The 22,295-nt window shown below is 70.3% G+C and carries 24 protein-coding genes; 16 read left to right on the plus strand and 8 right to left on the minus strand.

Features of this window, described 5'->3' with window-relative positions; genetic code table 11:
* Positions 1–124 precede the first annotated feature (124 nt).
* Positions 125–688 carry a TIGR03086 family metal-binding protein gene (locus BJ964_RS21580; RefSeq protein ID WP_188122353.1) on the minus strand — a complete coding sequence of 188 codons (564 nt, stop codon included), beginning with the start codon at positions 686–688 and terminating at the stop codon, positions 125–127.
* 721 nt (positions 689–1,409) lie between these two features.
* Between BJ964_RS21580 and BJ964_RS21585 the strand changes: the two genes are divergently transcribed.
* Positions 1,410–2,312 carry a hypothetical protein gene (locus BJ964_RS21585; RefSeq protein ID WP_188122354.1) on the plus strand — a complete coding sequence of 301 codons (903 nt, stop codon included), beginning with the start codon at positions 1,410–1,412 and terminating at the stop codon, positions 2,310–2,312.
* Here BJ964_RS21585 and BJ964_RS21590 read toward each other — a convergent pair.
* Positions 2,275–4,161 carry an ABC transporter ATP-binding protein gene (locus BJ964_RS21590; RefSeq protein ID WP_188122355.1) on the minus strand — a complete coding sequence of 629 codons (1,887 nt, stop codon included), beginning with the start codon at positions 4,159–4,161 and terminating at the stop codon, positions 2,275–2,277. The two genes, BJ964_RS21585 and BJ964_RS21590, sit on opposite strands and share 38 nt — an antisense overlap.
* An 83-nt stretch (positions 4,162–4,244) precedes the next feature.
* Here BJ964_RS21590 and BJ964_RS21595 point away from each other — a divergent pair, with 83 nt between their 5' ends.
* The 7 genes from BJ964_RS21595 (at position 4,245) to BJ964_RS21625 (ending at position 8,133) form a co-directional block, all read left to right on the plus strand.
* Positions 4,245–4,826 (plus strand): hypothetical protein, encoded by a 582-nt coding sequence (locus tag BJ964_RS21595; protein ID WP_188122356.1) that lies wholly within the window; start codon positions 4,245–4,247, stop codon positions 4,824–4,826.
* 43 nt (positions 4,827–4,869) lie between these two features.
* Positions 4,870–5,592, plus strand: coding sequence for a HEAT repeat domain-containing protein (locus tag BJ964_RS21600; RefSeq protein ID WP_188122357.1), 723 nt, complete (start codon positions 4,870–4,872; stop codon positions 5,590–5,592).
* Between the two features lie 187 nt (positions 5,593–5,779).
* On the plus strand, positions 5,780–5,998 hold the full coding sequence (locus BJ964_RS21605) for a hypothetical protein (RefSeq protein WP_188122358.1): 219 nt from the start codon (positions 5,780–5,782) through the stop codon (positions 5,996–5,998).
* Positions 5,982–6,500 carry a DUF6879 family protein gene (locus BJ964_RS21610; RefSeq protein ID WP_188122359.1) on the plus strand — a complete coding sequence of 173 codons (519 nt, stop codon included), beginning with the start codon at positions 5,982–5,984 and terminating at the stop codon, positions 6,498–6,500. The genes BJ964_RS21605 and BJ964_RS21610 overlap by 17 nt, the downstream gene beginning before the upstream one ends.
* On the plus strand, positions 6,481–7,332 hold the full coding sequence (locus tag BJ964_RS21615) for a helix-turn-helix domain-containing protein (RefSeq protein WP_188122360.1): 852 nt from the start codon (positions 6,481–6,483) through the stop codon (positions 7,330–7,332). Before BJ964_RS21610 ends, BJ964_RS21615 begins: the two co-directional genes overlap by 20 nt.
* A gap of 214 nt (positions 7,333–7,546) precedes the next feature.
* On the plus strand, positions 7,547–7,813 hold the full coding sequence (locus BJ964_RS21620; protein ID WP_188122361.1) for a hypothetical protein: 267 nt from the start codon (positions 7,547–7,549) through the stop codon (positions 7,811–7,813).
* Positions 7,810–8,133: a hypothetical protein gene (locus BJ964_RS21625; protein WP_188122362.1), complete on the plus strand. Its 324-nt coding sequence runs from the start codon at positions 7,810–7,812 to the stop codon at positions 8,131–8,133. Before BJ964_RS21620 ends, BJ964_RS21625 begins: the two co-directional genes overlap by 4 nt.
* Positions 8,134–8,157: 24 nt before the next feature.
* Here the strand turns inward: BJ964_RS21625 and BJ964_RS21630 are convergent, their stop codons facing one another.
* On the minus strand, positions 8,158–9,138 hold the full coding sequence (locus tag BJ964_RS21630; RefSeq protein ID WP_188122363.1) for an alcohol dehydrogenase catalytic domain-containing protein: 981 nt from the start codon (positions 9,136–9,138) through the stop codon (positions 8,158–8,160).
* An 81-nt stretch (positions 9,139–9,219) separates the two neighbouring features.
* On the opposite strand from BJ964_RS21630, the gene BJ964_RS21635 reads away from it, so the two are divergent.
* The 3 genes from BJ964_RS21635 to BJ964_RS21645 are packed head-to-tail and all read left to right on the plus strand — an operon-like array spanning position 9,220 to position 12,246.
* Positions 9,220–10,350, plus strand: a complete 1,131-nt coding sequence (locus tag BJ964_RS21635) for a hypothetical protein (RefSeq protein WP_188122364.1) — start codon at positions 9,220–9,222, stop codon at positions 10,348–10,350.
* 4 nt (positions 10,351–10,354) lie between these two features.
* A complete protein-coding gene (locus tag BJ964_RS21640) occupies positions 10,355–11,122 on the plus strand; it encodes an SDR family oxidoreductase (RefSeq protein WP_188122365.1) in 768 nt (255 codons plus the stop codon).
* Positions 11,123–11,181: 59 nt separating this feature from the next.
* The gene (locus BJ964_RS21645) at positions 11,182–12,246 is read left to right on the plus strand and encodes a sulfotransferase family protein (RefSeq protein WP_188127082.1); all 1,065 of its coding nucleotides are present in this window, start codon (positions 11,182–11,184) and stop codon (positions 12,244–12,246) included.
* Here BJ964_RS21645 and BJ964_RS21650 read toward each other — a convergent pair whose 3' ends face one another.
* Positions 12,247–13,110, minus strand: coding sequence for an AraC family transcriptional regulator (locus BJ964_RS21650; protein WP_188122366.1), 864 nt, complete (start codon positions 13,108–13,110; stop codon positions 12,247–12,249).
* 101 nt (positions 13,111–13,211) lie between these two features.
* Here BJ964_RS21650 and BJ964_RS21655 point away from each other — a divergent pair, with 101 nt between their 5' ends.
* The gene (locus BJ964_RS21655; protein ID WP_188122367.1) at positions 13,212–13,700 is read left to right on the plus strand and encodes a hypothetical protein; all 489 of its coding nucleotides are present in this window, start codon (positions 13,212–13,214) and stop codon (positions 13,698–13,700) included.
* 13 nt (positions 13,701–13,713) lie between these two features.
* On the opposite strand, the gene BJ964_RS21660 is transcribed toward BJ964_RS21655, so the two are convergent.
* The 3 genes from BJ964_RS21660 to BJ964_RS21670 form a co-directional block, all read right to left on the minus strand.
* A complete protein-coding gene (locus tag BJ964_RS21660; protein WP_188122368.1) occupies positions 13,714–14,280 on the minus strand; it encodes a ferredoxin in 567 nt (188 codons plus the stop codon).
* Between the two features lie 333 nt (positions 14,281–14,613).
* Positions 14,614–16,845 carry an ABC transporter permease gene (locus tag BJ964_RS21665; protein ID WP_188122369.1) on the minus strand — a complete coding sequence of 744 codons (2,232 nt, stop codon included), beginning with the start codon at positions 16,843–16,845 and terminating at the stop codon, positions 14,614–14,616.
* Positions 16,842–17,510: an ABC transporter ATP-binding protein gene (locus tag BJ964_RS21670; protein ID WP_188122370.1), complete on the minus strand. Its 669-nt coding sequence runs from the start codon at positions 17,508–17,510 to the stop codon at positions 16,842–16,844. The genes BJ964_RS21665 and BJ964_RS21670 overlap by 4 nt, the downstream gene beginning before the upstream one ends.
* Before the next feature lie 121 nt (positions 17,511–17,631).
* Here BJ964_RS21670 and BJ964_RS21675 point away from each other — a divergent pair, with 121 nt between their 5' ends.
* Both BJ964_RS21675 and BJ964_RS21680 read left to right on the plus strand, forming a co-directional pair.
* Positions 17,632–18,786, plus strand: coding sequence for a sensor histidine kinase (locus tag BJ964_RS21675; protein WP_188122371.1), 1,155 nt, complete (start codon positions 17,632–17,634; stop codon positions 18,784–18,786).
* Positions 18,783–19,472 (plus strand): response regulator, encoded by a 690-nt coding sequence (locus BJ964_RS21680; protein WP_188122372.1) that lies wholly within the window; start codon positions 18,783–18,785, stop codon positions 19,470–19,472. The genes BJ964_RS21675 and BJ964_RS21680 overlap by 4 nt, the downstream gene beginning before the upstream one ends.
* Here the strand turns inward: BJ964_RS21680 and BJ964_RS49545 are convergent.
* Positions 19,421–20,164 (minus strand): GbsR/MarR family transcriptional regulator, encoded by a 744-nt coding sequence (locus BJ964_RS49545; protein ID WP_188127083.1) that lies wholly within the window; start codon positions 20,162–20,164, stop codon positions 19,421–19,423. The genes BJ964_RS21680 and BJ964_RS49545 overlap by 52 nt on opposite strands.
* Positions 20,165–20,381: 217 nt before the next feature.
* Between BJ964_RS49545 and BJ964_RS21690 the strand changes: the two genes are divergently transcribed.
* Together BJ964_RS21690 and BJ964_RS21695 are read left to right on the plus strand one after the other, a co-directional pair.
* Positions 20,382–21,053, plus strand: coding sequence for a DUF4097 family beta strand repeat-containing protein (locus tag BJ964_RS21690; protein ID WP_188122373.1), 672 nt, complete (start codon positions 20,382–20,384; stop codon positions 21,051–21,053).
* A 22-nt stretch (positions 21,054–21,075) separates the two neighbouring features.
* Positions 21,076–21,855 carry an alpha/beta fold hydrolase gene (locus BJ964_RS21695; protein WP_188122374.1) on the plus strand — a complete coding sequence of 260 codons (780 nt, stop codon included), beginning with the start codon at positions 21,076–21,078 and terminating at the stop codon, positions 21,853–21,855.
* Positions 21,856–22,295 lie beyond the last annotated feature (440 nt).

Here is a 22,295-nt window from a genome sequence, read left to right on the forward strand (position 1 = left end):
GGCGCCGCACGGTCCGACCCGGGCGGCTGGCGCCGCACGGGTCACCGGGTCAGGCTGGCTCAAAACCCCTCCAGACATTTCTCAACCGGGTTGAGACAGCGCTGGTGGCCAGCCGGGTTCGGGGTCAGGCCGGGTCGCGGCCGATGAAGCCGATCAGGCGGGTCACCGGGTCGGCGTCGGCGGGGACGGGGACCTTGGGGCCGTACTGGCCGGAGGCCCGGAGCATCTCGTCCATCGGTTCCATGCCGGACAGCAGGAGGGCGGCGTAGGCCGGGTCCAGGGACTCGTCCTGGCCGGTGGCGCGGGCCAGGTCCCAGGTGTGCATGAAGACGTCGGTCGTGTAGAAGCGGTCGATCGCCTGATCCAGGGGGAGCTCGCCGAGGTGCGGGTTGGTCAGGGTGCGGTCGGCGGTCTTCGGGTCGTCCAGAACAGCCTGGACCGCGGTGTGGTGCGCCTGCCAGGCGGCGACCGGGTCTGCGTCCACCGACGGGACCGGCGGCAGGGTGACCTCCGAGCCGGACGCCAGGAAGCCGGGAAGCCACTCGACCAGGTGGCGGACCACGTCGCGGGCGGTCCAGCCGGCGACCGGGGCCGGGGCGTCCCAGTCCTGCGCGCCGGTCACGCGGGCGGTGAAGCCGGCGGCGATCTCGCGGTGCCGTTCGGCGGGCGACAGTTCGGCGAGTGTCATCCTGGGCGTCCTCTCTCGATCTGGCTGCGTGGTTCCGGATCAGGCTCGTGGGCCTGTGATCCGGCTGCGTGGTTCCGGGTCAGGGTCGTGGGCCTGTGATCCGGCTGCGTGGGTTGGATCGGGCTCGTGGGTTCGTGATTCGGCTGTGTGGTTTGGATCGGGCTCGTGGGTTCGCGCTCTGGCTGTGTGGTTTCGATCCGGCTCGTGGGCTCGGGATCTGGCCGTGCTTTTCAACCTAGCAGTTGAAACGTCCTCGTGGGGGTGAGGCCGGCCGGCCCGGCAGATCCGCTCGGCGGTTGCGGTTCGCCTGGTAGTCGCGCTTCCGCCTGGTGGTTGCGGTTTGCCTGGTGGTTGCGCTTCCGCCTGGTGGTCGCGGTTTGCAGGGTGGTCGCGGTTTGCAGGGTGGTCGCGCTTCGCCTGGTGGTCGCGCTTCCGCCTGGCGGTTGCGGTTTGCCTGGCGGTCGCGCTTCCGAACGGGTGAGTGGGCGCACACGATGGCGGTGTCGTGATCGCCCACGTGGCAGATAGCCGCGAGGACCGCACACACGGCGACTTCCGTGTGCGGCCACCGCGACCGGCGCTTCGGCTGGGAGCGGGCACCGGATCGCCGGGCCTCCGCCGGTGGGGTGAGTTTTCGGTCGTGGCGGGCGGAAAGACCGCTGACGCCGGCGGCCCAGCGGATGATGAGAAGCGGTAACCGTCGTCGCTCGTTGGAGCTGACATGCAGACCATTCGGAGATCGTTCGCCCTGTTCGCGGCCGTTGTGTGCGTCACCACTCTGTCGGGTGTGCCGGCATCGGCCCGGCCCGCCGGGTTCGGGGAAGGCGCTCCGGTCGAAGCCCCACCGGGCCTGGTCGCCGTGCAGCGGCCGGCGGACGACGGGCCCGCCGACATTCCCGACTGGATGACCCGCGAAGCGCGATGGCGGCAGGCCGCCCGGATCCGCGCCCAGTCCGGCTCAGCATCAGGGATGGGCGGGCACGGCAGCGCGACCGGCCCGGTGGCCAGCGGCGCCGCGGGTCACAGGTCTGTGCCCGATCCCGACGGTGGTCGCGGGTCCGTGCCCGATCCCGACGGTGGTCGCGGGTCTGCGTCCGGTCCCGGCGGGGTGACGGGGCCTATTCCGGACGGGGCCATGCTCGGGCCCGACGATCTGGGCGGTGTCGCTCCTCTCGAGGTGGACCGGGACAGCTGGGTCCGGCTGCGGCCACCTCAGCCGTGCGAGGGTGACTACCCCGAGGCCAAAGCCGAGCGTGCCGTCACCGCGGTGATCGACGTGAACCGGGCGCCGAACGCCGTGATGGAGTACGTCGGCGTCCACCGCTCCGGTGAGGCCCGCCGCTACCTGCGCGAACTCCGTTCCGTTCTCAAGGTCTGCGAGGGCACCGCCTGGCGGATCGAGGCCACCGGTGTCGCCGGCCCGGACTCGCTGCTGCTGCGCTACAGCGACACCTTCGAGCACGTCGACAAGTGGATCACCCACCACACCTACCTCGTGGTCGCCCGTAAAGGCCGGGCCGTGGTGCTGGTCGCCGACGCCGGCTGGGAGACCGACAGCGGCGACCCGGCACTGGCCCGCAAGCTGATCACCCCCGCGCTACGGCGGGCGGCGGTCCTTCGCTGAACTGGGTCCGGTACAGCTGCTCGTAACGCCCACGGGCGGCGAGCAGCTCCGGATGGGTGCCCCGCTCGACGACCCGGCCGTCCTCGACGACCAGGATCTGGTCGGCCGCCCGGACCGTGGACAGCCGGTGGGCGATCACCACCGCCGTGCGCCCGGACAGCGCCTCCCCGAGCGCCGCCTGCACCGCCGCCTCGGATGTCGAGTCCAGATGGGCGGTCGCCTCGTCGAGCACCACCACCCGCGGCCGGGCCAGCAGCAGCCGGGCGATGGTCAGCCGCTGCCGCTCCCCGCCGGAGAGCCGGTAGCCGCGCTCGCCGATGACCGTGTCCAGCCCGTCCGGCAGCGACTCGATCAGGTCGGCGATGTGGGCGCGGCGCAACACGTCCCACAGGTCCTCCTCGGTGGCCGACGGCCGGGCCAGCATCAGGTTGGCCCGCACCGACTCGTGGAACAGGTGACCGTCCTGCGTGACCATGCCGAGTGTCTGCCGCAGCGAGGTGGCGCTCAGGTCACGCACGTCGACCCCGCCGAGCCGGACCGCACCGGAACCGGCGTCGTACAGCCGGGGCAGCAGGCTCGCCATCGTCGACTTGCCGGCCCCGGACGACCCGACCAGCGCCACCATCTGCCCCGGCTCGGCGTGGAACGAGATGCCGTGCAGCACCTCCTCGCCGCCGCGGGTGTCCAGCGTGGCCACCTCCTCCAGCGAGGCCAGCGACACCTTGTCGGCCGACGGGTACGCGAACCGCACGTCGTCGAACTCCACCGCCACCGGCCCGTCCGGCACCGGGCGCGCGTCCGGCTTCTCCTCGATCAGCGGTTTCAGGTCGAGCACCTCGAAGACCCGCTCGAAGCTGACCAGCGCGCTCATCACCTCGACACGGGCACTGGCCAGTGAGGTGAGAGGGGCGTACATCCGGGTGAGCAGGATGGCCAGCGCCACCACGGCGCCCGGGTCGAGGGAGCCGCGCAGCGCGTAGAGGCCGCCCAGCCCGTAGACCAGCGCGATGGCCACCGCCGACACCGAGGTGAGCGCGGTCAGGAACGTCCACTGGGCCATCGCCGTACGCACGCCGATGTCCCGCACCCGGCGGGCCCGCGCCGCGAACTCGGCCGACTCGGCCGACGGGTTGCCGTAGAGCTTGACCAGCGTCGCCCCGGGCGCCGAGAAGCGCTCGGTCATCTGCGTGTTCATCGCCGCGTTGTGCTCGGCGGCCTCCCGCTCCAGGCCGGCCAGCCGCCCGCCGACCCGCCGGGCCGGCAGCACGAACACCGGCAGCAGCAGCAACGACAGCAGGGTGATCTGCCAGGACAGCCCGACCATGACGACCAGCGTGAGGGCCAGCCCCACCAGGTTGCCGACCACACCGGACAGCGTGTCGCTGAACGCGTGCTGCGCCCCGATCACGTCGTTGTTGAGCCGGCTGACCAGCGCCCCCGTCCGGGTGCGGGTGAAGAACGCCACCGGCATCCGCTGCACGTGGTCGAACACCAGGGTCCGCAGATCGAGGATCAGCCCCTCGCCGATCCGTGCGGAGAACCACCGCTGCACCAGACCGAGAGCCGCCTCCAGCAGCGCGATCACCGCGATCGCCACGGCCAGGGCGAGGACCAGCCGATACTCCCGGCCCTCCACGATGGCGTCGACCACCTGCCCGGCGAGCACCGGGACGGCCACCGCGAGGACCGCCGTCACCACGCTGAGCAGCAGGAAGCCGGCGAGTTTGCGCCGGTGTGGCCGGGCCAGAGCCAGGATGCGCCGTAAGGTGGCGCGGGAGAATGGGCGCTTGTCCTCCCGCTGGTTCATCTGGTGGTACATCGCATTCCAGGCCGCGAAATCCATGCTCATGAAGTGAACCTCCCACCTAACCTGAGGTTGAGGTCAACCCGGTTTCCGTCGATGATGCGCCGGGGGTACGACAAGATTTCGGAGTGATCTTCATGCGGCAGGCCGACCCGGTGGCGCGGCGGCAGAGCGAACTGCGGCTGCGGGTCGGTGAGCATCTGGACGCGGGCGAGACGCTCCACGCCGCGCTGTGGGTCGCCCGGGAGTCCGGTCTGTCGACGATCGCCAAGATCACTCGGTGGGAAGGCGCGCCGGAGGGGCTGCTCGGCTTCGGCGGCGCCGGTCCGGCGGCGAGCCCACCCCGCGCGTTGCAGGGAACGGCCGCCGAACTGGACCGGCACCTGCCCGAACCCGCCGCCGCGGCGGCGCTGGCGCTGACCGAGGCCCGCCTGCTGCTGTTCGCCGCGGTCGCCGGGTCACCGGAGGCCCGTCCGCCGGGGCTGCGCGACCGTCTGCGGCTGGCCGGCCGCCGGATGCTGGGCCGGGTCGAGCCCGCTCCGCTGCCGCGGCTGGAGTTGCTCTGGCAGTGCCCGCGGACCGCCCTGGCCGCGGTCGGTGTCAGCGACCCGGAGGGCGCGCTCGCCCTGGGCTTCGTGGACGGGTCGAGCCTCTCCGTGGTCGCGCCCGCGATGCTGGCGGTGCCATTCGCGGAGGCGGCGCGTCGGTGATCTCGCTGGAAGATGACCGGCGCGATACGACAGACTGCGCCTCGTGACGGACGAGATCACGCGGCTCATCGGGTTGTTGGACGACGATTCCACCATGATCGCTGAGGATGCGAAGGCCGCGCTGATGTCGATCGGCGGCGAGGTCGTCGCGCCTTTGATGGCCGCCGTGAAGACGCTGGACCACTACGGGCAACTGTCCGCGATCGAGGTGTTCGAGCACTTCGGCGATCGCGCTGCGGGGCCGCTGCTGATCGACCTGCTCAGCAGCGAGGCCGGAACCGTACGCGAATGGGCTGCGGTGGCGATCGGTGAGCTGGGCGTACTGGAGGCGGTCCCCGCACTGCGGGACGCCTACCGGCGGCAGCGTGCCAGCGGCGACGAACTCGACTTCACGGAAGCCGTTGCTCTCCGCAGTGCGTTGACAGTGCTCGACGCTCGGCAGGACGTCCTGCCGCCATTGGCGGCTGCCCTCGCCGTGTCGACTGACAGCTTGGATCGGGCCTGGCCATCCGCATGCCTTGCGGACGTCATCAATGACCTGGCTGACCACGATCAAGCAGTGCTGTACTTCCAGTTGTGGGCGACGGTCGATGGTCGAACCTATGCGAATGGTCATGAAAGCCTCGACGAGTCGTTAAATATCGGCAGGCCATGGCCGTACGTCGTAGAGGCAGCGCGAGAGGCTGCGTTGATCGAGGCGGCTCTTGTCGTCCCGCGCAGCAATCTGTTCGCCACCATCGAGTGGGTTGATCGTGCAGACCTCTGAAGACAACGAGGCGAGGCGAAGCGTTGATTCGGTCGCATTGTCGGCGCTGTGGGACGAGCGGTGGCCCGGCTGTTCGAAGCCGTCGCCGGGCATTGATTGGCATTCCTGGAATCTTGACCGTGTGTAGTGATGCGACCACGATGGGAAGCGCGCAACACGTCGCAACCCACGAGACAGGGAGTTGGCAGTGCGCCTAACCTTCGTAGCCAAGGACCCGAACTCCAACCCGACGAACTCGCCGACCCTCTACCGGACAGATCGGGGTAGTTGGCTGGTGCAGGGCTTCGTGGTGACCGATCCTGAAGCGCTGGCGGAGATGGACATACCGGAGGGAGAGTCCGTGGTTGAGATTCCTGACAGGATGATCCGGTTCTTTACCGAGGAGGGTCGTGGCGTCGCTGGATGAGGCGGAGTTTGATCGCTTGCTCCGTACCTTCGAGAGGTCGTCAGACCACCTGGAGACGCGTGACGCCTACGGGACCGAGGTTGAGATTCCGTTCATGGCCAAGCGGGCGGCTCAGGAACCGGATGATCTGAGCTGGCTCGATGACTGGTGCGGCACGTTGCGAAGCCATGTCGCTGTGGGCAAGAGCGTTCGTCGGGCTCGGGTGGTCTCGGAGCCGCTGAGCGACTATCAGCGTTGGAGCCTCAGCATCGCCCATCCGATGGTCGAGGCCGGCGAGGACATCCGGTGGATTCCCCGTTCGCGCGTGTCGTCGCTGGCTCTACCAGGCAACGACTTCTACCTGTTCGATGACCGGCTCGTGGTCTTCCTGCTCTACACCGGGAACGGATTGAACGCCGGTATGGAGGCCTCGACCGATCCAGCAGACCTCAATCTCTGCCGATCCGCCTTTGACGCGGTGTGGAAGCTAGCGATCCCGCATCGTGACTACGAACCCAAGTAGCTCCGCCAAACAGGCGCAAAAAGCGCTCGGCGCCCGGCTCCGTGAGATCCGCAGATACGCCGGACTCACGGGGCGGGCGCTGGCTGCTGCCACGGGGCAGCATTACACCAGGGTGAGCAAGCTGGAGAACGGTGTCCAGCAGCCGACCTCCGGCGACATCCGGGACTGGTGTCGAGTGTGTGGGGCGGACGCTGAGGTTCCTGACCTTCTCGCCACGCTGCGGGCTGTTGAGTCGGCGTATGTGGAGTTCCGTCGGCTGGCGCGGGCTGGTATGAAGCGGGTGTTGGGCATCCGTGCCCCCACCCTCTATGGCGAGACGAACCTCTTCCGGATTTACGAGCACAACGTGATCCCCGGCCTCTTCCAGACTCCTGACTACTGCGCCGCCATGCTTTCGTTCTGGAGCCGGTTCCTTGACGCTCCCAACGATCTGGAGGAAGCGGTTGCCGTCAGGATGGAGCGTCAAAGGATCCTGTACCAGCGGGGGAAACGGTTCGCCGTCGTCCTGGAGGAGCAGGCGTTGAGGACCTGGTTCGGCGACGCCGACACCCAGGCCAACCAGCTCGACCGCCTGCTGACCGTCATGTCGCTCCCGACCGTGGCGCTCGGTGTGATTCCGTTGATGGTCGAGCGAGGAGCCGTGCCGTCGGCAGGGTTCTGGATGTTCGATAACCAGCTCGTGGCTTTGGAGACGCCTACGGCGAGCATCGAGGTCACTCAGCCCAGCGAGGTCGAGCTGTATGGGCGGATGTTCGAGAACCTGCACCAGGTCGCTCTGTACGGAAAGCCGGCCAGGGACCTGATCACCCGAGTTGCCAGCGAGCTGAGCTGACGCAACTATTCGCAACATCGTGGACCCGTGAGATCTCTCTTACCTAGCGTCTATCCCTGTTGCCAATGAGGGATGTGACCCATGGTGCTGATAGTCGCAGTGGCCTCGCTGGTCGTCGGGTTCGTCGGCGGCGTGTTCAGCTTGACGGCCAAGAACAAATGGTGCCCCGATTGCGGGACGAGCCTTGCCTGCCTCACCTGCGAGGAGGTGAACAGTGGAACGTAGCGTCCTACCCGCGAAGCGTGAGATCCTGCCCGGCGTCATCCTCAAGGTGAGTGTCATGGGCGGATACTCCGTCGAGCGAGAGGATGACTACATCGGCTGGATACATGCTGGCATCGGCGACCGATGGAGCGCCTACGTGAGACGGCCCGGAACCAGCGGCGAGCTCCTCGGCCGGTATACCCAGGACGAGGCCGTGAAGGCCATCGTGTCCGCCTGGGAGGCGGGCGCGGTCCTCCCGAACGGATGCCGAGCGTGACGGAGAAGCGGGAGTATCCGCCGGCCGTACTCGTGCACTCCGAATCCTGCCCCGATGTGGCGACTCTGCGCGGGCGCGGCGCGACCCTGATCCCGATGATCACGTCGGCCATTGCCCGCACCTACCCGAACGGCAGGATGCACAACTGCTACCACTTCACGTTGCAGAGACGCGGCGTGGTGGAGACGGTGCAGTATCCACCACACCAGTACGAAGAATCGACGGTGGTGTACGACGACGCGATGATGCCGCTGTGCGCGGTATGTATGGGAACGCATGGCGTTCTCGACCGCCTGGTACTGCCGCCGGGCGTACGTTGACCGACAAAGGATGCATAGCCCCAATTATTCGAGGACTATGACGGCGCGGCCGGTGAGTGCGCCGGTGGCCAGTTTCGTGTAGGCCTCGTCGATCTCGGTGAATGCGAATTCCTCCACCTGGTTGCGGATCAGGCCGGCCCCGGCGAGGGCGATCACGTCCTGGGCGTCGGCGATCGTCGAGCCCTGGAAGGTGAACACCTCGCCGTCGCGGGGCAGCGACGAGAACCACGGGCCGGTGTGCCGGCCGCCCGCCGAGCCGATCAGGCCGAAGGCGCCGCCGGTCCGCACCGCGGCGATCCCGGCGGTGATCGTCTCGTCGGTGCCGACGAAGTCCAGCACGACGTCTGTATCCGACAAACCGGATAGATCGGCGTAGGCGGAGTGGGCGCCGATGGACGAGGCATAGGAACGGCGGGCCGGGGACGAGTCGACCGCCACCACCGAGGCCGCCGTGAGGATCCGCAGGAACTGCACCGCGAAAGCCCCCAGCCCACCCGTGCCCACCACCACCGCCGTACCGCCCGGCCCGATCCGGGGCAGCGCCCGCCGCACCGCGTGATAGGCCGTCGCCCCCGCGTCGGTGAGCGGCCCGGCCTGCCGCGGATCCAGCGACCCCAGCGGCAGGAGCGCCCGCGGATCGTCGACCAGCACGTATTCGGCCAGCCCGCCGTCCCGGCCGTAGCCGCGCCCGGCCAGCCCGTACGGGCATCCGCTCTCCTGCCCGCGCACGCAGTACCGGCATGTTCCGCACGACGACGGCGACACGAGCGCCACCGGCTCCCCGGTGTCCACCCGCCACCCGGCCGTCTCGTGCCCGAGCGTGAACGGCATCCGCCAGCCCAGCGCCGCGCCCGCGGCCGCCGGGATCCGCCGCATGGTGAGGTCGGAGCGGCACAGCCCGCACCCGGCGACCCGGACCAGCACCTCGCCGGGCCGGGGTGCGGGGTCCGGCACGGTGACGGCCCGGGGAGGGGTGCCCCATTCGGTCATCCGGTACGCGCGCATGCCGTCCAGCGTGGAGCCTCCGGAAGCGCGGAGTCAATCCGTGATTGACCAAAAACTAGAACGAGTTCTATCGTCGACCCTGTGCTGACAACACCGTTCGCGGAAGCGATCCAGGAGGCCGAGAGGGTCATCACCACGGCCCCGCACGTCCGCGACGAGCAGGATCTCGTCGAGGGCTACGACTACCTGGCCGGCAGCATCCGCGCCTCGGTGCAGATGGCCTGGGCCTACCAGCGCGACTTTCCCTACTTCGTCCGCTCCACCGGGCCGTACACGAAGATGGGCCTGGACAACCCGGACACCCTCTACTTCCACGCCTGGCTGCGCGACGACGCCGAGTACGTGGTCACCGGCCGGCGCGGCACCACCGTCGACCTGAGCTTCCAGATCCTCGACGGCGCCTACTCACCGATCGCCGTGCCGGGCAGCACCGCCGCCTTCGACGACCGGGAGATCCGCACCGAACCGGACGGTTCCTTCCGGCTGTTCCTCGGGCCCGGCCTGCCCGGCGCCGGGATGCTGGTGGTCCGCGAGGTCTTCAGCGACTGGGCCGGCGAGCGGCCCGGGATGCTGCGCATCCAGCGTGCCGACCGGATCGGTGCGGCCCCACCACCGCCCACGATGGATGCGCTCACCAAGCGGTACGGCGTGGCCGGCAAGATCCTGATCAGCCGCCTGCGTACCTTCCTCGCGTTCGCCGAGCGGTTCTACCTGAACCTGCCGGTCAACACGCTCACCCCGCCCCGCTCCACACCCGGCGGCCTGACCACCCAGTTCTCCTCGGCCGGCCACTACGAGCTGGACGACGACCAGGCCATGGTGATCACCGTCCCGGCCAGCGACGCCCCCTACCAGGGCATTCAGCTCGGCAGCATGTGGTACGTCTCGCTCGACTACATCAACCACCAGACCAGCCTCACCCGCGACCAGGCCAGAATCGACCCGGACGGCATGATCCGGTACGTGGTGAGCGAACGGAACCCGGGCGTCGCCAACTGGCTGGAACGCCTCGGCCACCGCCGTGGCTACGTGCAACTGCGCTGGCAGCGGCTGTCCCGCGAGCTCACCGGCGAGGACGGCCCCCGGGTCGACATCATGGCCGTCGACGACCTGCCCAAACAGCTGCCGCACTACCGTCCGATCGGGCCCGGGGCGTGGCGCGAACGGATCGCCGCCCGGCAGGCCGCCACCGCGGCGCGGATGCTGGGCTGAGCCGATGCTCCTCGACGGCCGGGTGGTGCTCGTCGCCGGTGTCGGCCCCGGCCTAGGCCAGGCGGTCGCGCTGCGCGCCGCTGAGCAGGGCGCCGACGTCGTGCTCGCGGCCCGCACCGAGACGACGCTGAACGAGGTGACCGCCAAGATCGGCGGCCGCGCGCTGGCCGTGCCCACCGACCTCACCGACGACACGGCTGTCCAGAATCTGGTCGACCGGGCGGTGAGCGAATTCGGCCGGATCGACGTGCTGGTGCACAACGCTTTCGTGATGCCGCCGATGCGCAGCCTCCGCAAAGTCGATCTGGAGGAGACCGGCCAGAGCTTCGAGATCAACGTCCTGGCCGCGATCCGGACGATTCGCCTGGTCGCGCCCGCGTTGATCGAGACACACGGCTCCATAGTGGTCGTCAATTCGGCGGTGCTACGACATTCGCGACGGCCGTTCGGGCCCTACCGGCTCACCAAAGCCGCCCTACTCGCGGCGGCGCAGAACCTGGCCAGCGAACTCGGCCCCCACGGGGTGCGGGTCAACTCGGTCGCCCCCGGCTGGATCTGGGCGGACACGCTGCGCGCCTGGTTCGAGTTCCAGGCCGCCCAGCGCGGCGTCCCGGCCCGGCAGATCTACGACGAGGTCGCGGCCGGCACCGACCTGCGCCGCCTGCCGGAACCCGACGAGGTCGCCGACGCGATCCTGTTCCTCGCCTCCGATCTGGCCCGCGGCGTCACCGGAGCGTGCCTCGACGTCAACTGCGGGGAGTTCCACTGGTGAACATCAGTGAACGCACCGACGTCGGCACCGTTGACGACCTGCACGCCTCGGCGACCAGAATGACCGGGCTCGACGACTTCGGCGCTGGCGACGATCATCGGTCCGCGCTGTCGGTGCTGCTCACCGCGTACGCCGAAGAGGCATGCCTGACCCCCGCCGGCAGCAAGCGGACCCGCGGCCTGTTGCGCGCCTCGCTGATCTCCCGCCTGCTGGCGGAAGCCGCGTGGCGGCGATTTCCCGAGCATGCCGGCGTGAAACTGCCAAACCCGGTCTTCGTCACCGGACTACCGCGCACCGGCACCACCGCGCTGCACCGGATGCTCGCCGCCGACCCCGCCCACCAGGGCCCGGAGCTGTGGCTCACCGAGGTCCCGCAGCCGCGCCCGCCCCGCGAGACCTGGCCCGACGACCCGATCTTCATCACCCTGCGTGAGGCCTATCGGGCCGCGGGGCTGGACGGCGTCCACCTCATGCGCCCCGAGCAGGTGGAGGAGTGCTGGCGGCTGCTCTGCCAGTCGATGACGTCGGTGTCCTTCGAGTGCACCGCCTACATTCCGTCCTACTCGCGGTGGCTGTCCGAAAACGACTGGACGCCGGCCTATCGCAGGCACCGCCGTAACCTCCAGCTGATCGGACTCAACGACCCCGGCCGGCGCTGGGTGCTGAAGAACCCCAGCCACCTGTTCGCACTGGACGCCCTGCTCAGCGTCTATCCGGACGCCACGATCATCCAGACCCACCGGGATCCGCGAACCGCGATCGCCTCGGTGTGCAGCCTCAACACCCGCGCCTCGGCCGGCTGGTCCACGGTCTTCGAAGGCGCGGTGGCCGGAAAAGCACAGCTGGAACTCTGGTCGCGCGGACTGCGCCGATTCCGCGCCGACCGGGCCCGGCACGATCCCGGGCGCTTCATCGACGTGCGCTACGAGGACTTCGTCGCGTCCCCGCAGCGCACCGTCGAGTCGATCTACGATCGCCTGGGGGTCCGGCTCACCGGTCCGGCGCGCGCCGCGATGGCCTCCTTCCAGGAGCAGACCATGCGGGGTACGGGTAAGCCCGCGCACACCTACCAGTTGTCCGACTTCGGCCTGACCCCCGGCGACGTCGACCGTGCGTTCGCCTAGCTAGGCGGGCTCCACCGGCATCCACAGTTCACAGGTGGCGGTGCTGAAATCTGCCGCCAGCTCCAGAATGGCCACGATCGACGGGCCCGGCCGCAGCCGCCACGGGTTCGACGGGAACCACTCGGTGGCGGTCGCCGCCCACGCCGTCTGCAACGCCGCCGGGTAGGGCCCCGACGTGCGGAACACCGCCCAGCGGCCGGCCGGCACCTCGATGGCGTCCAGGTCGTCCGGCGGCGTGGTGCCCGCAGCGATCGCGGCCCCGTGCAGGTAGGTCAGCTCGGTGCCCTCCGCGGCATCCGGGCTGACGTCGTCGGTGACCTGCAACAGCCCGGCCGGCTCGGTGTCGCTGAGATCCTTGAGCCGCTGGTGCGCCTCGAGTGGCAGCCCGGCGATGTGCTGCTGGATGTGCGGGTTGACGCCGGAGTAGATCAGCGGGACGCGGGCGGCATGGCCGACCAGCCGGAACGCGGGGCGGTCGACGATACGGGTGTCCATGGGAGTGCTCCCTTCAACGGTCAGGCGGAACCTGAGCTGCGGTTGTGTGCGGAGAGGACCACCGTCACGGCGTACGTCCCCGGGACCGGCGCCGTGCACCGCCCGGAACGCCCGGCCGAACGCCTCGGTCGAGCCGTAGCCGTACCGGACCGCGATGCCCAGCAGATCCTCCTCGTTACGGATCACGTCGGCGGCCGCCACGGTCATCCGGCGGCGGCGCACGTACTCCGACAGCGGCATCCCGGCCAGCGACGAGAACATCCGGCGCAGGTGGTACTCGGTGGTGCCGAGCGTCTTCGCCACGGCGGCGACGTTCAGGTCACCGGGTTCTTCCACCAGTTCGGTGAGACGGTTCAGTGCTGCGATCACGAGGTCCTCCTTCCGCCCTCAAGACTGGCCGCTCCCGGGCCCCGCGCGCCCGATCGTTCGCGCCCGATCCGATCATCCGCCGGCAGGGCTAGGGTCGGACCGTGGATCGAAAGCCGCCGCTGCTTCTGCTCGACCTCGACGGGGTGCTGAACCCGTTCGCCGCGCCGGTCTGCCCGGACGGCCACCTGGAGCGGGTGCTCTTCGAGGGCGAGGAGCCGGTGCGCTACTGCCCGGAGCACGGCGACTGGATCCGCGAGCTGGCCGCCGCCGGGGAGCTGTGGTGGGCCACCGCCTGGGGCAATCACGCCAACGAGCTCTACCTGCCCTGCCTCGGCCTCGGCCCGCTGCCGTACGTCGAGTTCCCGCCGGTCCCGTTCGACCCGGAGCTCAAGGTCCCGGCGGTCGACCTCGTCGCCGGGGACCGGCCGGTCGCCTGGATCGACGACAACCACACGGCGGCCGGCCTGCGCTGGGCCGCCGCCCGCCCGGCACCCACCCTGCTCGTCTCCATAGACCCGGCCGTCGGCTGGACCCGCACCGACGTCGACCGCGTCCTCACCTGGGCGCGCAACCCGTACGGCGACGCGTGACCATCCCCGTCCTTCACAGGGCGGGGATTCGGTCGGTGGGGGCGGGCTCGCGGCGTTCCCGCAGCCAGAACAGGTAGCCGCGCAGGTAGGACTCCATGCCGTCGTCGAGGAAGGCGACCAGGTCACGGAGGCCTTGTGCGGCGTCGTGGTAGTGGCGGTGGTACTCCGGGTGGGAGTTCGCGGCCCAGGCCACGGCCAGATCAATGGCCCAGCGGCGCAGGCCGGCGCGGCCCGCCCACCAGTCACGGACCGCCTCCGGGGTCCAATGGTCGTCGCCGTCGAGGGCGTAGCCGCTATTCAGCTCGATCTGGGCGGCGCTCACCAGGTCGGCCACCTCAGCCGGAGTCATCGGCTGCCGGAAGACGAACTCGAAACCGGTCGTCGAGTCGATCGCGTCGTCGTTGCAGATGTGCCGTGGCGCGTCATTGCGGCCCATCTGCATGATGTCGGTCTCGCCCGTGTAGAAGGGGCCAGGCACATTGCGTGGATTCCGCTGCGACCAGTCACCCTCGAACGGGTCACGGTCCAGAGCGGCGACGATCCGCCGTGCCTCCGGCACCGGATTCCAGTAGCTGATCATGCCGAACCCTAGCGCGCAGTCGATCTAGGACAACTGGCTTCCATCGCTGACCCTGCCGGCATCTTGAGTCAACGCGGAGTCATGGAATAGCAGCCCGGTTCCATATCTTGAGCAGGCGTCACGGTCCGGCATGGACCGACCTCCAGGGGTCAGCGCTGTTCCGTTGCGGTCGAGGCAGCCCTAGAGCCACCTGGACCCGGTGGCCCGTGCGGCGCCAGCCGCCCGGTCAGGCTGCCACCCACTCAAGCCCGGCGGGCGCGGCATGGTCTGCCAGTCGCAGTGGCCTCGCGGGTCTCCTACGGCGGGTTCGCGTAGCCCGTACCGGAAATGGGGTTATTCGGCGCGGAGCGCAGTGGACGCACGTGAGCGGGCCGCCCAACCGGCCGGGACCAGCGCGCCGATCGCGGCCAGCAGCATGCCCGCGGCGGCCAGGGCGACCAGTTCGGCCGGGCGATAGACGGCCAGGACCGCGGGCGGCAGGGTGAGCCCGGCCGCATCGCCCATGATCGGCAGGCTCCAGGAGTGCAGGAGGCGACCGAGCGGTACGGCCAGCGCGCCCCCGGCCGCACCGATCAGCAGCATCGAGCTGATCACCATGAGCCGCACCTGGCCCGGCGTCATGCCGAGGGTCTTGAGGACGCCGATCTCGTGGACGCGTTCCCGGGTCTCCAGGACGACCGTGTTCAGCACACCGAGCCCGGCGACCGCGGTGAGCAGCAGGGTGAGTGTGGCGATCAGCGCCAGCATCGCGGTGACGATCTCGTTCTCCTGGGTTTCCGCGCTGATCTCGGCGTGCGCGGTCTCGCCGAAGGCGGCGTTCAGGGTCGCGGCGTAGGAGTGCAGGTCCGTGCCGGGTGTGACGCCCACCTCGAAACCGCGCAATGCGAGCGAGCCGCTGAGCCCGGCCGCATCCATGATCATGACGGCGGTGGAGCCGTTGCTGAACACCTCGCCGACGATGCGCACCGTCGTGCGGCCGCCCGGGGTGGTGACGGTGAGTTCGTCGCCGACCCGTACGCCGAAGCTGCTCAGCAGGCGCGCGCCGGCCACCGCCTCGCCGGGGTTCGCATACCAGCGGCCGCTGAGCAGCGGATATCCGGTCCAGGACGCGTCGCCCTGGTAGGCGCGGATGCGCAGCGGCAGGCCGGAACCCGGCACCCGGGCCTCGGTCTCACGGGCCGCCGTCACGGCGGCGGTCTCCGGCTGCGCCTCGATGATGGTCCGGATCTTCTCCGGGTCGGCGGTCGGCTCCGGGCCGTGCATGCCGGCGGCGACCAGGATCGGCACCTGTTCGACCCGGTTGCCGGCGGCGGCCAGTTCGGTGAGCGACTTCGACAGCCCGGCCGCGAACACCACGGTGGTGACGCCGAGCAGGATCGCCACCATCGTCACGGCGGTGCGGGCCGGGCGCGCGAACGGGCTCGCCAGTCCGAAAGTGATCGGCCGCGGGAGAGGTAGGGCGGCCAGTGCCCGGCGGATCCGGAAGCCGTGGCCGCCGCGTGGGGCCCGGCCCACCGTGATCGCCCGGGTCGCGGAGAGCCGTCCGGCGCGCAGCGCGGGCCCGGCCGCGGCCAGCCCGGCCAGCAGCGTCAGCCCGAGCAGCACCAGCACGTCGGTCCACCACGGGACGCTCGGCGCGGCGATCACCGAGTACGCGGTGTTCGCACTGGCCAGCAGCGGGACGGACAGCAGCCGCCCGGCGACCGTGCCGAGCACCGCGGCGGGGACGGCCACCAGCAGGATCTGCCCGGCGTACGCGGCGACGATCTGCCCGGGCGTGAAACCGAGCGCCTTGCGGACGCCGATCACCCGGTACCCGGCGACCACCGCGCCGGCCACCACGTTCACCACGATCAGCGTGGACATCACCAGCCCGAGCACGGCGAACGCCACCACGAACGGCACCATCGGCTTGAGCCGGCCCTCCACCTGCAACTTGACCAGTTCGTAGCGGGTCGAGCCGGTCATCCCGGGCAGGTCCAGGGTCGCCGACGGGTCGCCGAGCCGGTACAGCACCTGCTGCTCGGCGCCACCGAGCACATCGGTCTGCCCGGGCCACACCCAGGCGGCCGCGGTCGCGGTCACCGAGGAGGCGATACCGACCACCTCGAGGTCGACGTCGCGGACCGTCACCCGGTCGCCGACCCGCCAGGTGGTGCCGGCGGTGATCGGGGAGAGGACGACCTGGCCGGTCCCGGTGAGCCAGCGCCCGGCGGTCAGTTCCAGCCGGTCCACCGCCGGGCTCTGCTCGGAGCGGCCGGCGACCAGGCCGGGCGGCCGCTGCTGACGGCCCTTCGACAGGGTGGCCTCGACGATCGGGTACGGCCCGGCCTTCGCGGTCACGGCGGGATCGTCGAACGCGGACGCCGACGGTGCGAAGACGGCGTTGAGATGGGCGCCGTTCTGCCGGGTGAACGCCCGGTCGAACGGCGCGCCCGAGGCGATCAGCAGGGCGGCGGCCAGCAGCGTGGTCGCCGCGGACAGCAGGACGACGACGAACACCACGAGACTCTGCAAGCGCCGCCGGCGGGCGCTCTTAATTGCTGCGGCGAGCACGGCTCTCATGCGGTCACCCGGCCGTCGCGGACCTCGATCGTACGGGTGGCGCAGCGCTTCGCCAGGTCGGCGTCGTGGGTCACGAGCAGCACCGTCTGACCGTTCCGGTTCAGTTCCCGCAGCAGTTCGGCCACCTGCTCGCCGGTGGCCGCGTCGACCGCACCGGTCGGCTCGTCGGCCAGCAGCAGCGGCGGCCGGTTGATCAGCGCCCGGGCGATCGCCACCCGCTGCCGCTCCCCGCCGGACAGCTGCGCCGGGTAGGCGTCGGCCCGCCCGGCCACCCCGAGAGTCTCCAGCAGTTCGGTGGCCCGGTCCCGCGCCGCCCGCCGCCCGATGCCGGCCAGGTCGGCGGGCACCAGCACGTTGTCCCGGGCGGTCAGATCGTCGATCAGATGGAAGAACTGGAACACGATCCCGATCCCGGACCGCCGGAACCGGGCCAGCGCCTTCTCCGGCAGCCGGGTCAGGGACGTACCGGCCACCTCGACGTCGCCGGAGGTCGGCCGGTCCAGCCCGGCGACCAGGTTGAGCAGCGTCGACTTGCCGCTGCCGGACGGTCCCATCACGGCCACCGCCTCACCCTCGGCGACGGTCAGATCGACGCCGTCGAGCGCCGGTGGGCCGGTCCGCTCGTACCGCTTGGACACCGCGCGCAGGCGGATCAGATCGGTCATGCCCGCCGACGCTAGGAGCCCCGGCCCTCGGGCACATCGGGCACGCGATCGACGGGTCATCCGAGCGATGTAGGCGGCGTGATCGATGCGGCCCGGCGACCGGCGGCGGCAGAATGGGCCCGTGCGGGAGAAATGGCTCGACGGGATCCTGGTCGCGGTGCTCACCGTCGCCGCGATCGTGCTCACCGGCGACCGGCCGGACGGGCCCGCCCCGCTGCACTTCGACGTGCCCGGCGGCGGGGTCTTCCCGACCCCCGAGCCGGAGACGCCGCCGATCCTCAACCTGTTGATCACGGCTCCGCTGCTGTTCCGGCGGCGCTGGCCGGTCGCCTGCTTCGCGATCCAGTTCGTGTCCCTGCTCGGCATCGACATCGAGGGCAACCTGGCCAACCTGTCGGCGGTGCTGATCGGGGCGTACGCGGTGGCCCTGCACGGCCGTTCGGTCGCGCTGTCGATGAGCGTGCTGCTGGCCGCCGGCGTGGTCACCGCCACCACCAGGGACGACACCTGGCCGCGGGTGCCCGGCTGGGCCGGTGTCTTCGTCATCCTGGCGCCGATCGGCCTGCTCGGCCTGGCCATCCGCGCCGCCCGCAGCCGCGCCCTCGCCTCCGAGCAGCGCGCCGAGGCCCTGGAACGCGAACAGCGCACCGCCACCCGGCTCGCCGTCGCCGAGGAACGCGCCCGCATCGCCCGCGAACTGCACGACGTGGTGAGCCACCACGTCAGCGTCATGACCATCCAGGCCGGCGCGGCCGGGAAGGTCCTCGACCATGATCCGGAACTGGCCCGGGGCGCGCTCACCGCCATCGAGAACGGCGGCCGGGAGACCATGGCCGAGCTGCGGCACCTGCTCGGCGTACTCAATCCGGACGCCGGCCTCCTGGAACCACAACCCGGCCTGGAGTCGCTGGAGAGCCTGGTCGACGGGGTGCGCAACGCCGGGCAGCCGGTCACCCTCACCTGTACGGTCGGCGCCCTCCCGCACGGGCTCGGCCTCACCGCCTACCGGGTCGTGCAGGAGGCCCTGACCAACGCGATGCGCCACGCCCCCGGCGCGGACACCACCGTCACGGTCTCCGGCGCGGACGGCACCCTGCTCGTCGAGATCGTCAACGAGCCGGCCGCACACCCCGGCGAGCCCGGCGCCGGCACCGGGCTGCTCGGCCTGGCCGAACGGCTCCGCGTCTACGACGGCGTCCTGGAGACCGGCCGGCGCCCGGGCGGCGGCTTCCGGGTGGCGGCCCGTGTCCCGTTCGTGCAGAGTGTGCCGTCATGACCCGGGTGGTGATCGCCGACGACCAGGCGCTGGTACGGACCGGTTTCACGATGATCCTGGCGTCGGCCGGCATCGAGGTCGCCGGGCACGCCGGCAACGGTGTCGAGGCCATCGCCGCGACCCGCAGCCACCGGCCTGACGTGGTGCTCATGGACATCCGCATGCCGGAGATGGACGGCCTGGAGGCGACCCGCCGGATCCTGGCCGACGCGCCGGTCACCACCGAGGGCGAGCCGATCCGGGTGGTCATCCTCACCACCTTCGACCTCGACCGGTACGTCTACGCGGCCCTCACCGCCGGGGCCAGCGGATTCCTGCTCAAGGACGTCACGCCGGACCACCTGATCCACGCGGTCCGGCTGGTCCGCGCCGGGGACGCCCTGCTCGCCCCGGCGATCACCCGGCGGCTGGTCGAGCGGTTCGTGCGTGTCGAACCCGGCCACTCCGCCCTGCACCGTGACATGGCCACCCTCACCCCACGGGAGCGGGAGGTCCTGGTGATGCTGGCCGGTGGCCTGAGCAATCCGGAACTGGCCGTCGCGCTGCATCTGAGCGAGGCGACGGTGAAGACCCACATCACCCGGATCCTGACCAAGTTGCAGCTGCGGGACCGGGTGCAGGCGGTGGTCGCGGCCTACGAGACCGGGCTGGTGACCCCGGGTGGCGGTTCCTCGGGCCGCGTGTAGAGGACCTCGCGGGCCTGTTCGGCGGCGCGGAGCATGCTCTCGCTGATGAACTCGCTGTACCTGGCGATGTTCTCCAGCCGGGCGCCCGCCGGGGTGCCCGTGCCGAGGACGGCGACGCCCTGCCGCGCGGTCTCGGCCATCCGGAGCACGCCGCGGGCGTTCTCGACGGTCGACTGGTACCACACCCCGCTGTCGACGTAGTAGCGCTCGCGGCGCCGGTCGTCCTTCGTCCGGCGGATCAGGCGCTGATGCTCCAGGAACGCCACGGCCTTGGACACCGAGGCCGGGCTGACCTGGAGGTGCTGGACCAGTTCGGACGCGGTGAGACTGCCGGCGTCGGTGATGAACAGGCAGGTCAGCACACGGGCCATCATCTTGGGCAGGCCCTGGTGCATGAGCAGGGTGGTGAGCGTCTCCTCGAACTCCCGGATCGCCACGGCGTCACGCCCGTCGGCCGGCGCCGGAGCACCCGGCCGCGGGGGTGTGGCCGCCCGGCGATGGGCGCGGCGCTCGGTGGCCCGGTGGGCCAGGTCGGCGCGGTAGCCGGTAGGGCCGCCGTTGCGCATCACCTCGCGCGTGATGGTCGAGGTGGGCCGGTCCAGACGCCGGGCGATCTCCGCATAGGCGAGGCTGTCGGCCAGCCCGAGCGCGATCTGCTGACGTTCCTGTTGTGTGAGTCTGCCGCCCGGCACCACGATCCCCTTCCACGCCTTCCCTGACATCCGTCAGCGTAGCGTTCATCTCACCCTATTGCAACGCATCCATTGCGTTAACTGTACGCTCGTTGCAACGAAATGATGGCTCTGAACTGCATGTTTGCCACTCCAGTGCAACAAGCTTGTTGCCAGACTTGCGAACGCAACGTAGCGTTTCCCGCATCGGAAACAACGAGTTCGCGAGGAGAACATCATGAACAAGTTCGACACCACCACCGCCGTCACCGCCGTCCTGAACATCCCCGCCGGCCGCATCCAGGTGATCGCCGCCGACCGCACGGACACCACCGTCGAGGTCCGCCCGACCGACCCCGGCAAGAGCCGCGACGTGAAGGCCGCCGAGCAGACCACCGTCGAGTTCACCGACGGCGTGCTGCGGGTCACCGGCCCCGCCGCGACGAAGCAGATGTTCGGCCCGTCCGGCACCGTCGAGGTCACCCTCCAGGTGCCGTCCGGGTCCCGCATCGAGACGACCGCCGGCGCTGCCGAGTTCCGCGGTGTCGGCCGGCTCGGCGACGTCACCGCCACCGGCCTGCACGGCACCGTCAAGATCGACGAGGCGGGCAGCCTGGCGGTCGACGCCCTCGGCGCCGACATCACCATCGGACGGCTCACCGGCTCCGCCGAGATCAGCACCCAGAAGGGCGACATCACCGTCGCCGAGGCCACCGCCGGCACGGTCGTGCTGAGCGCACAGATGGGCAACGTGACCATCGCCGCCGCCAAGGGTGTCTCGGCCACCCTCGACGCCGGCACCGGCTACGGCCGCGTCAACAACACCCTGCTCAACACCGACGGCCCCGCGGCCGCACTCACCATCAAGGCCACCACCTCCCACGGCGACATCACCGCCCGCAGCCTCTGACCACGACAGGAGCCCTGGAACAATGACCACCGGAATGATCGAAGTCGACGACACCGCACTCGCCTTCACCGACACGGGCGGCCCCGGAACTCCGGTGGTCTACCTCAACGGACAGTTCGCCACCCAGGGCTACTGGCGGCGCACCATCGCCGACCTGGGCCCCGGCTTCCGGCACATCACCTACGACGAACGCGGTCGCGGCCGAAAGTCGAGAACGTCCGCCGACTACTCCTTCGAGACTGTGGTCCGCGACATCGACGTGGTCCTCGCCGACCGGGGCGTCGACCGGGCCCTACTGGTCGGCTGGTCCTTCGGGGCGTACGCCGCCGCCTACTGGGCCAGCCGCAACCCGAAGCGCACCATCGGCGCGGTCCTGGTCGACGGCGCCATGCCCTACGACTGGCTCGACGAGGTCACCGAGGAGCGGATCCGGACCCTGTTCCGCCGGCTCCGCTGGGTCAGCCCGGTCCTGCGCCCGTTCGGCCTCATGCCCCGCCTGACCGCCGACCAGCAGGCCGACAGCAACATCGAACTCGGCCGCATCGGCGCCGAGAGCGAGCTGTGCCCGGTGCTCGACGCCATCACCGTCCCGACCCGCTACGTGATCGCCTCCGGGGCCTCGTTCGGCAGCCAAGGTGACGAGCAGGAACGCATCCGCGCCAACCTCGACAAGGTCACCGCCGCCAACCCGAACATCACCATCCACGCGAAGGTCCCCAGCAACCACGGCGCCATCCTCCGCAAGGACCACACCACGATCGCCGCCGCCGTCCGCGAGATCACCACCCTCAACCGCGCCTGACGTAACGCAAGGCGGGTCCCCATCCGGCTCAAGCCCCCGGATGAGGGCCCGCCTGCGGTCGTTCGCGCATCGCGTGCCGTCGAGGGTTGGGCATTCTTGTGGTCGAGGTCCGCGTTTCGCCTCCGCTTCCTCCTTCTTGTACGCACGACCCCGTCCTGTTCCTTTCTGGACCGTTCCGCCCGGCCACGCGAGCTCACTGCCACTCCCGCCTGTGCCGCGCCCGCCGGGCTGAGATCGGTCGAATACCCCCGCATGTGCTGTCGGTCGCGCCGGGTGCGCCGCTGTTGTGCGATCTTGAACGATTTACCACCCGCGACGGTGGTAAATCGTTCAAGATCGCTCCGGGTGACGAAACGGCTGGGAGTGGGCAACCCGGGTGCCTGGCAGGCAAGACCGTGACCGGCCGCCCGGCGTGACGGGTCGCCGAGGGGGTGGGAGCC

The organism is Actinoplanes lobatus (assembly GCF_014205215.1).
In the GTDB taxonomy this organism is placed as follows: domain Bacteria; phylum Actinomycetota; class Actinomycetes; order Mycobacteriales; family Micromonosporaceae; genus Actinoplanes; species Actinoplanes lobatus.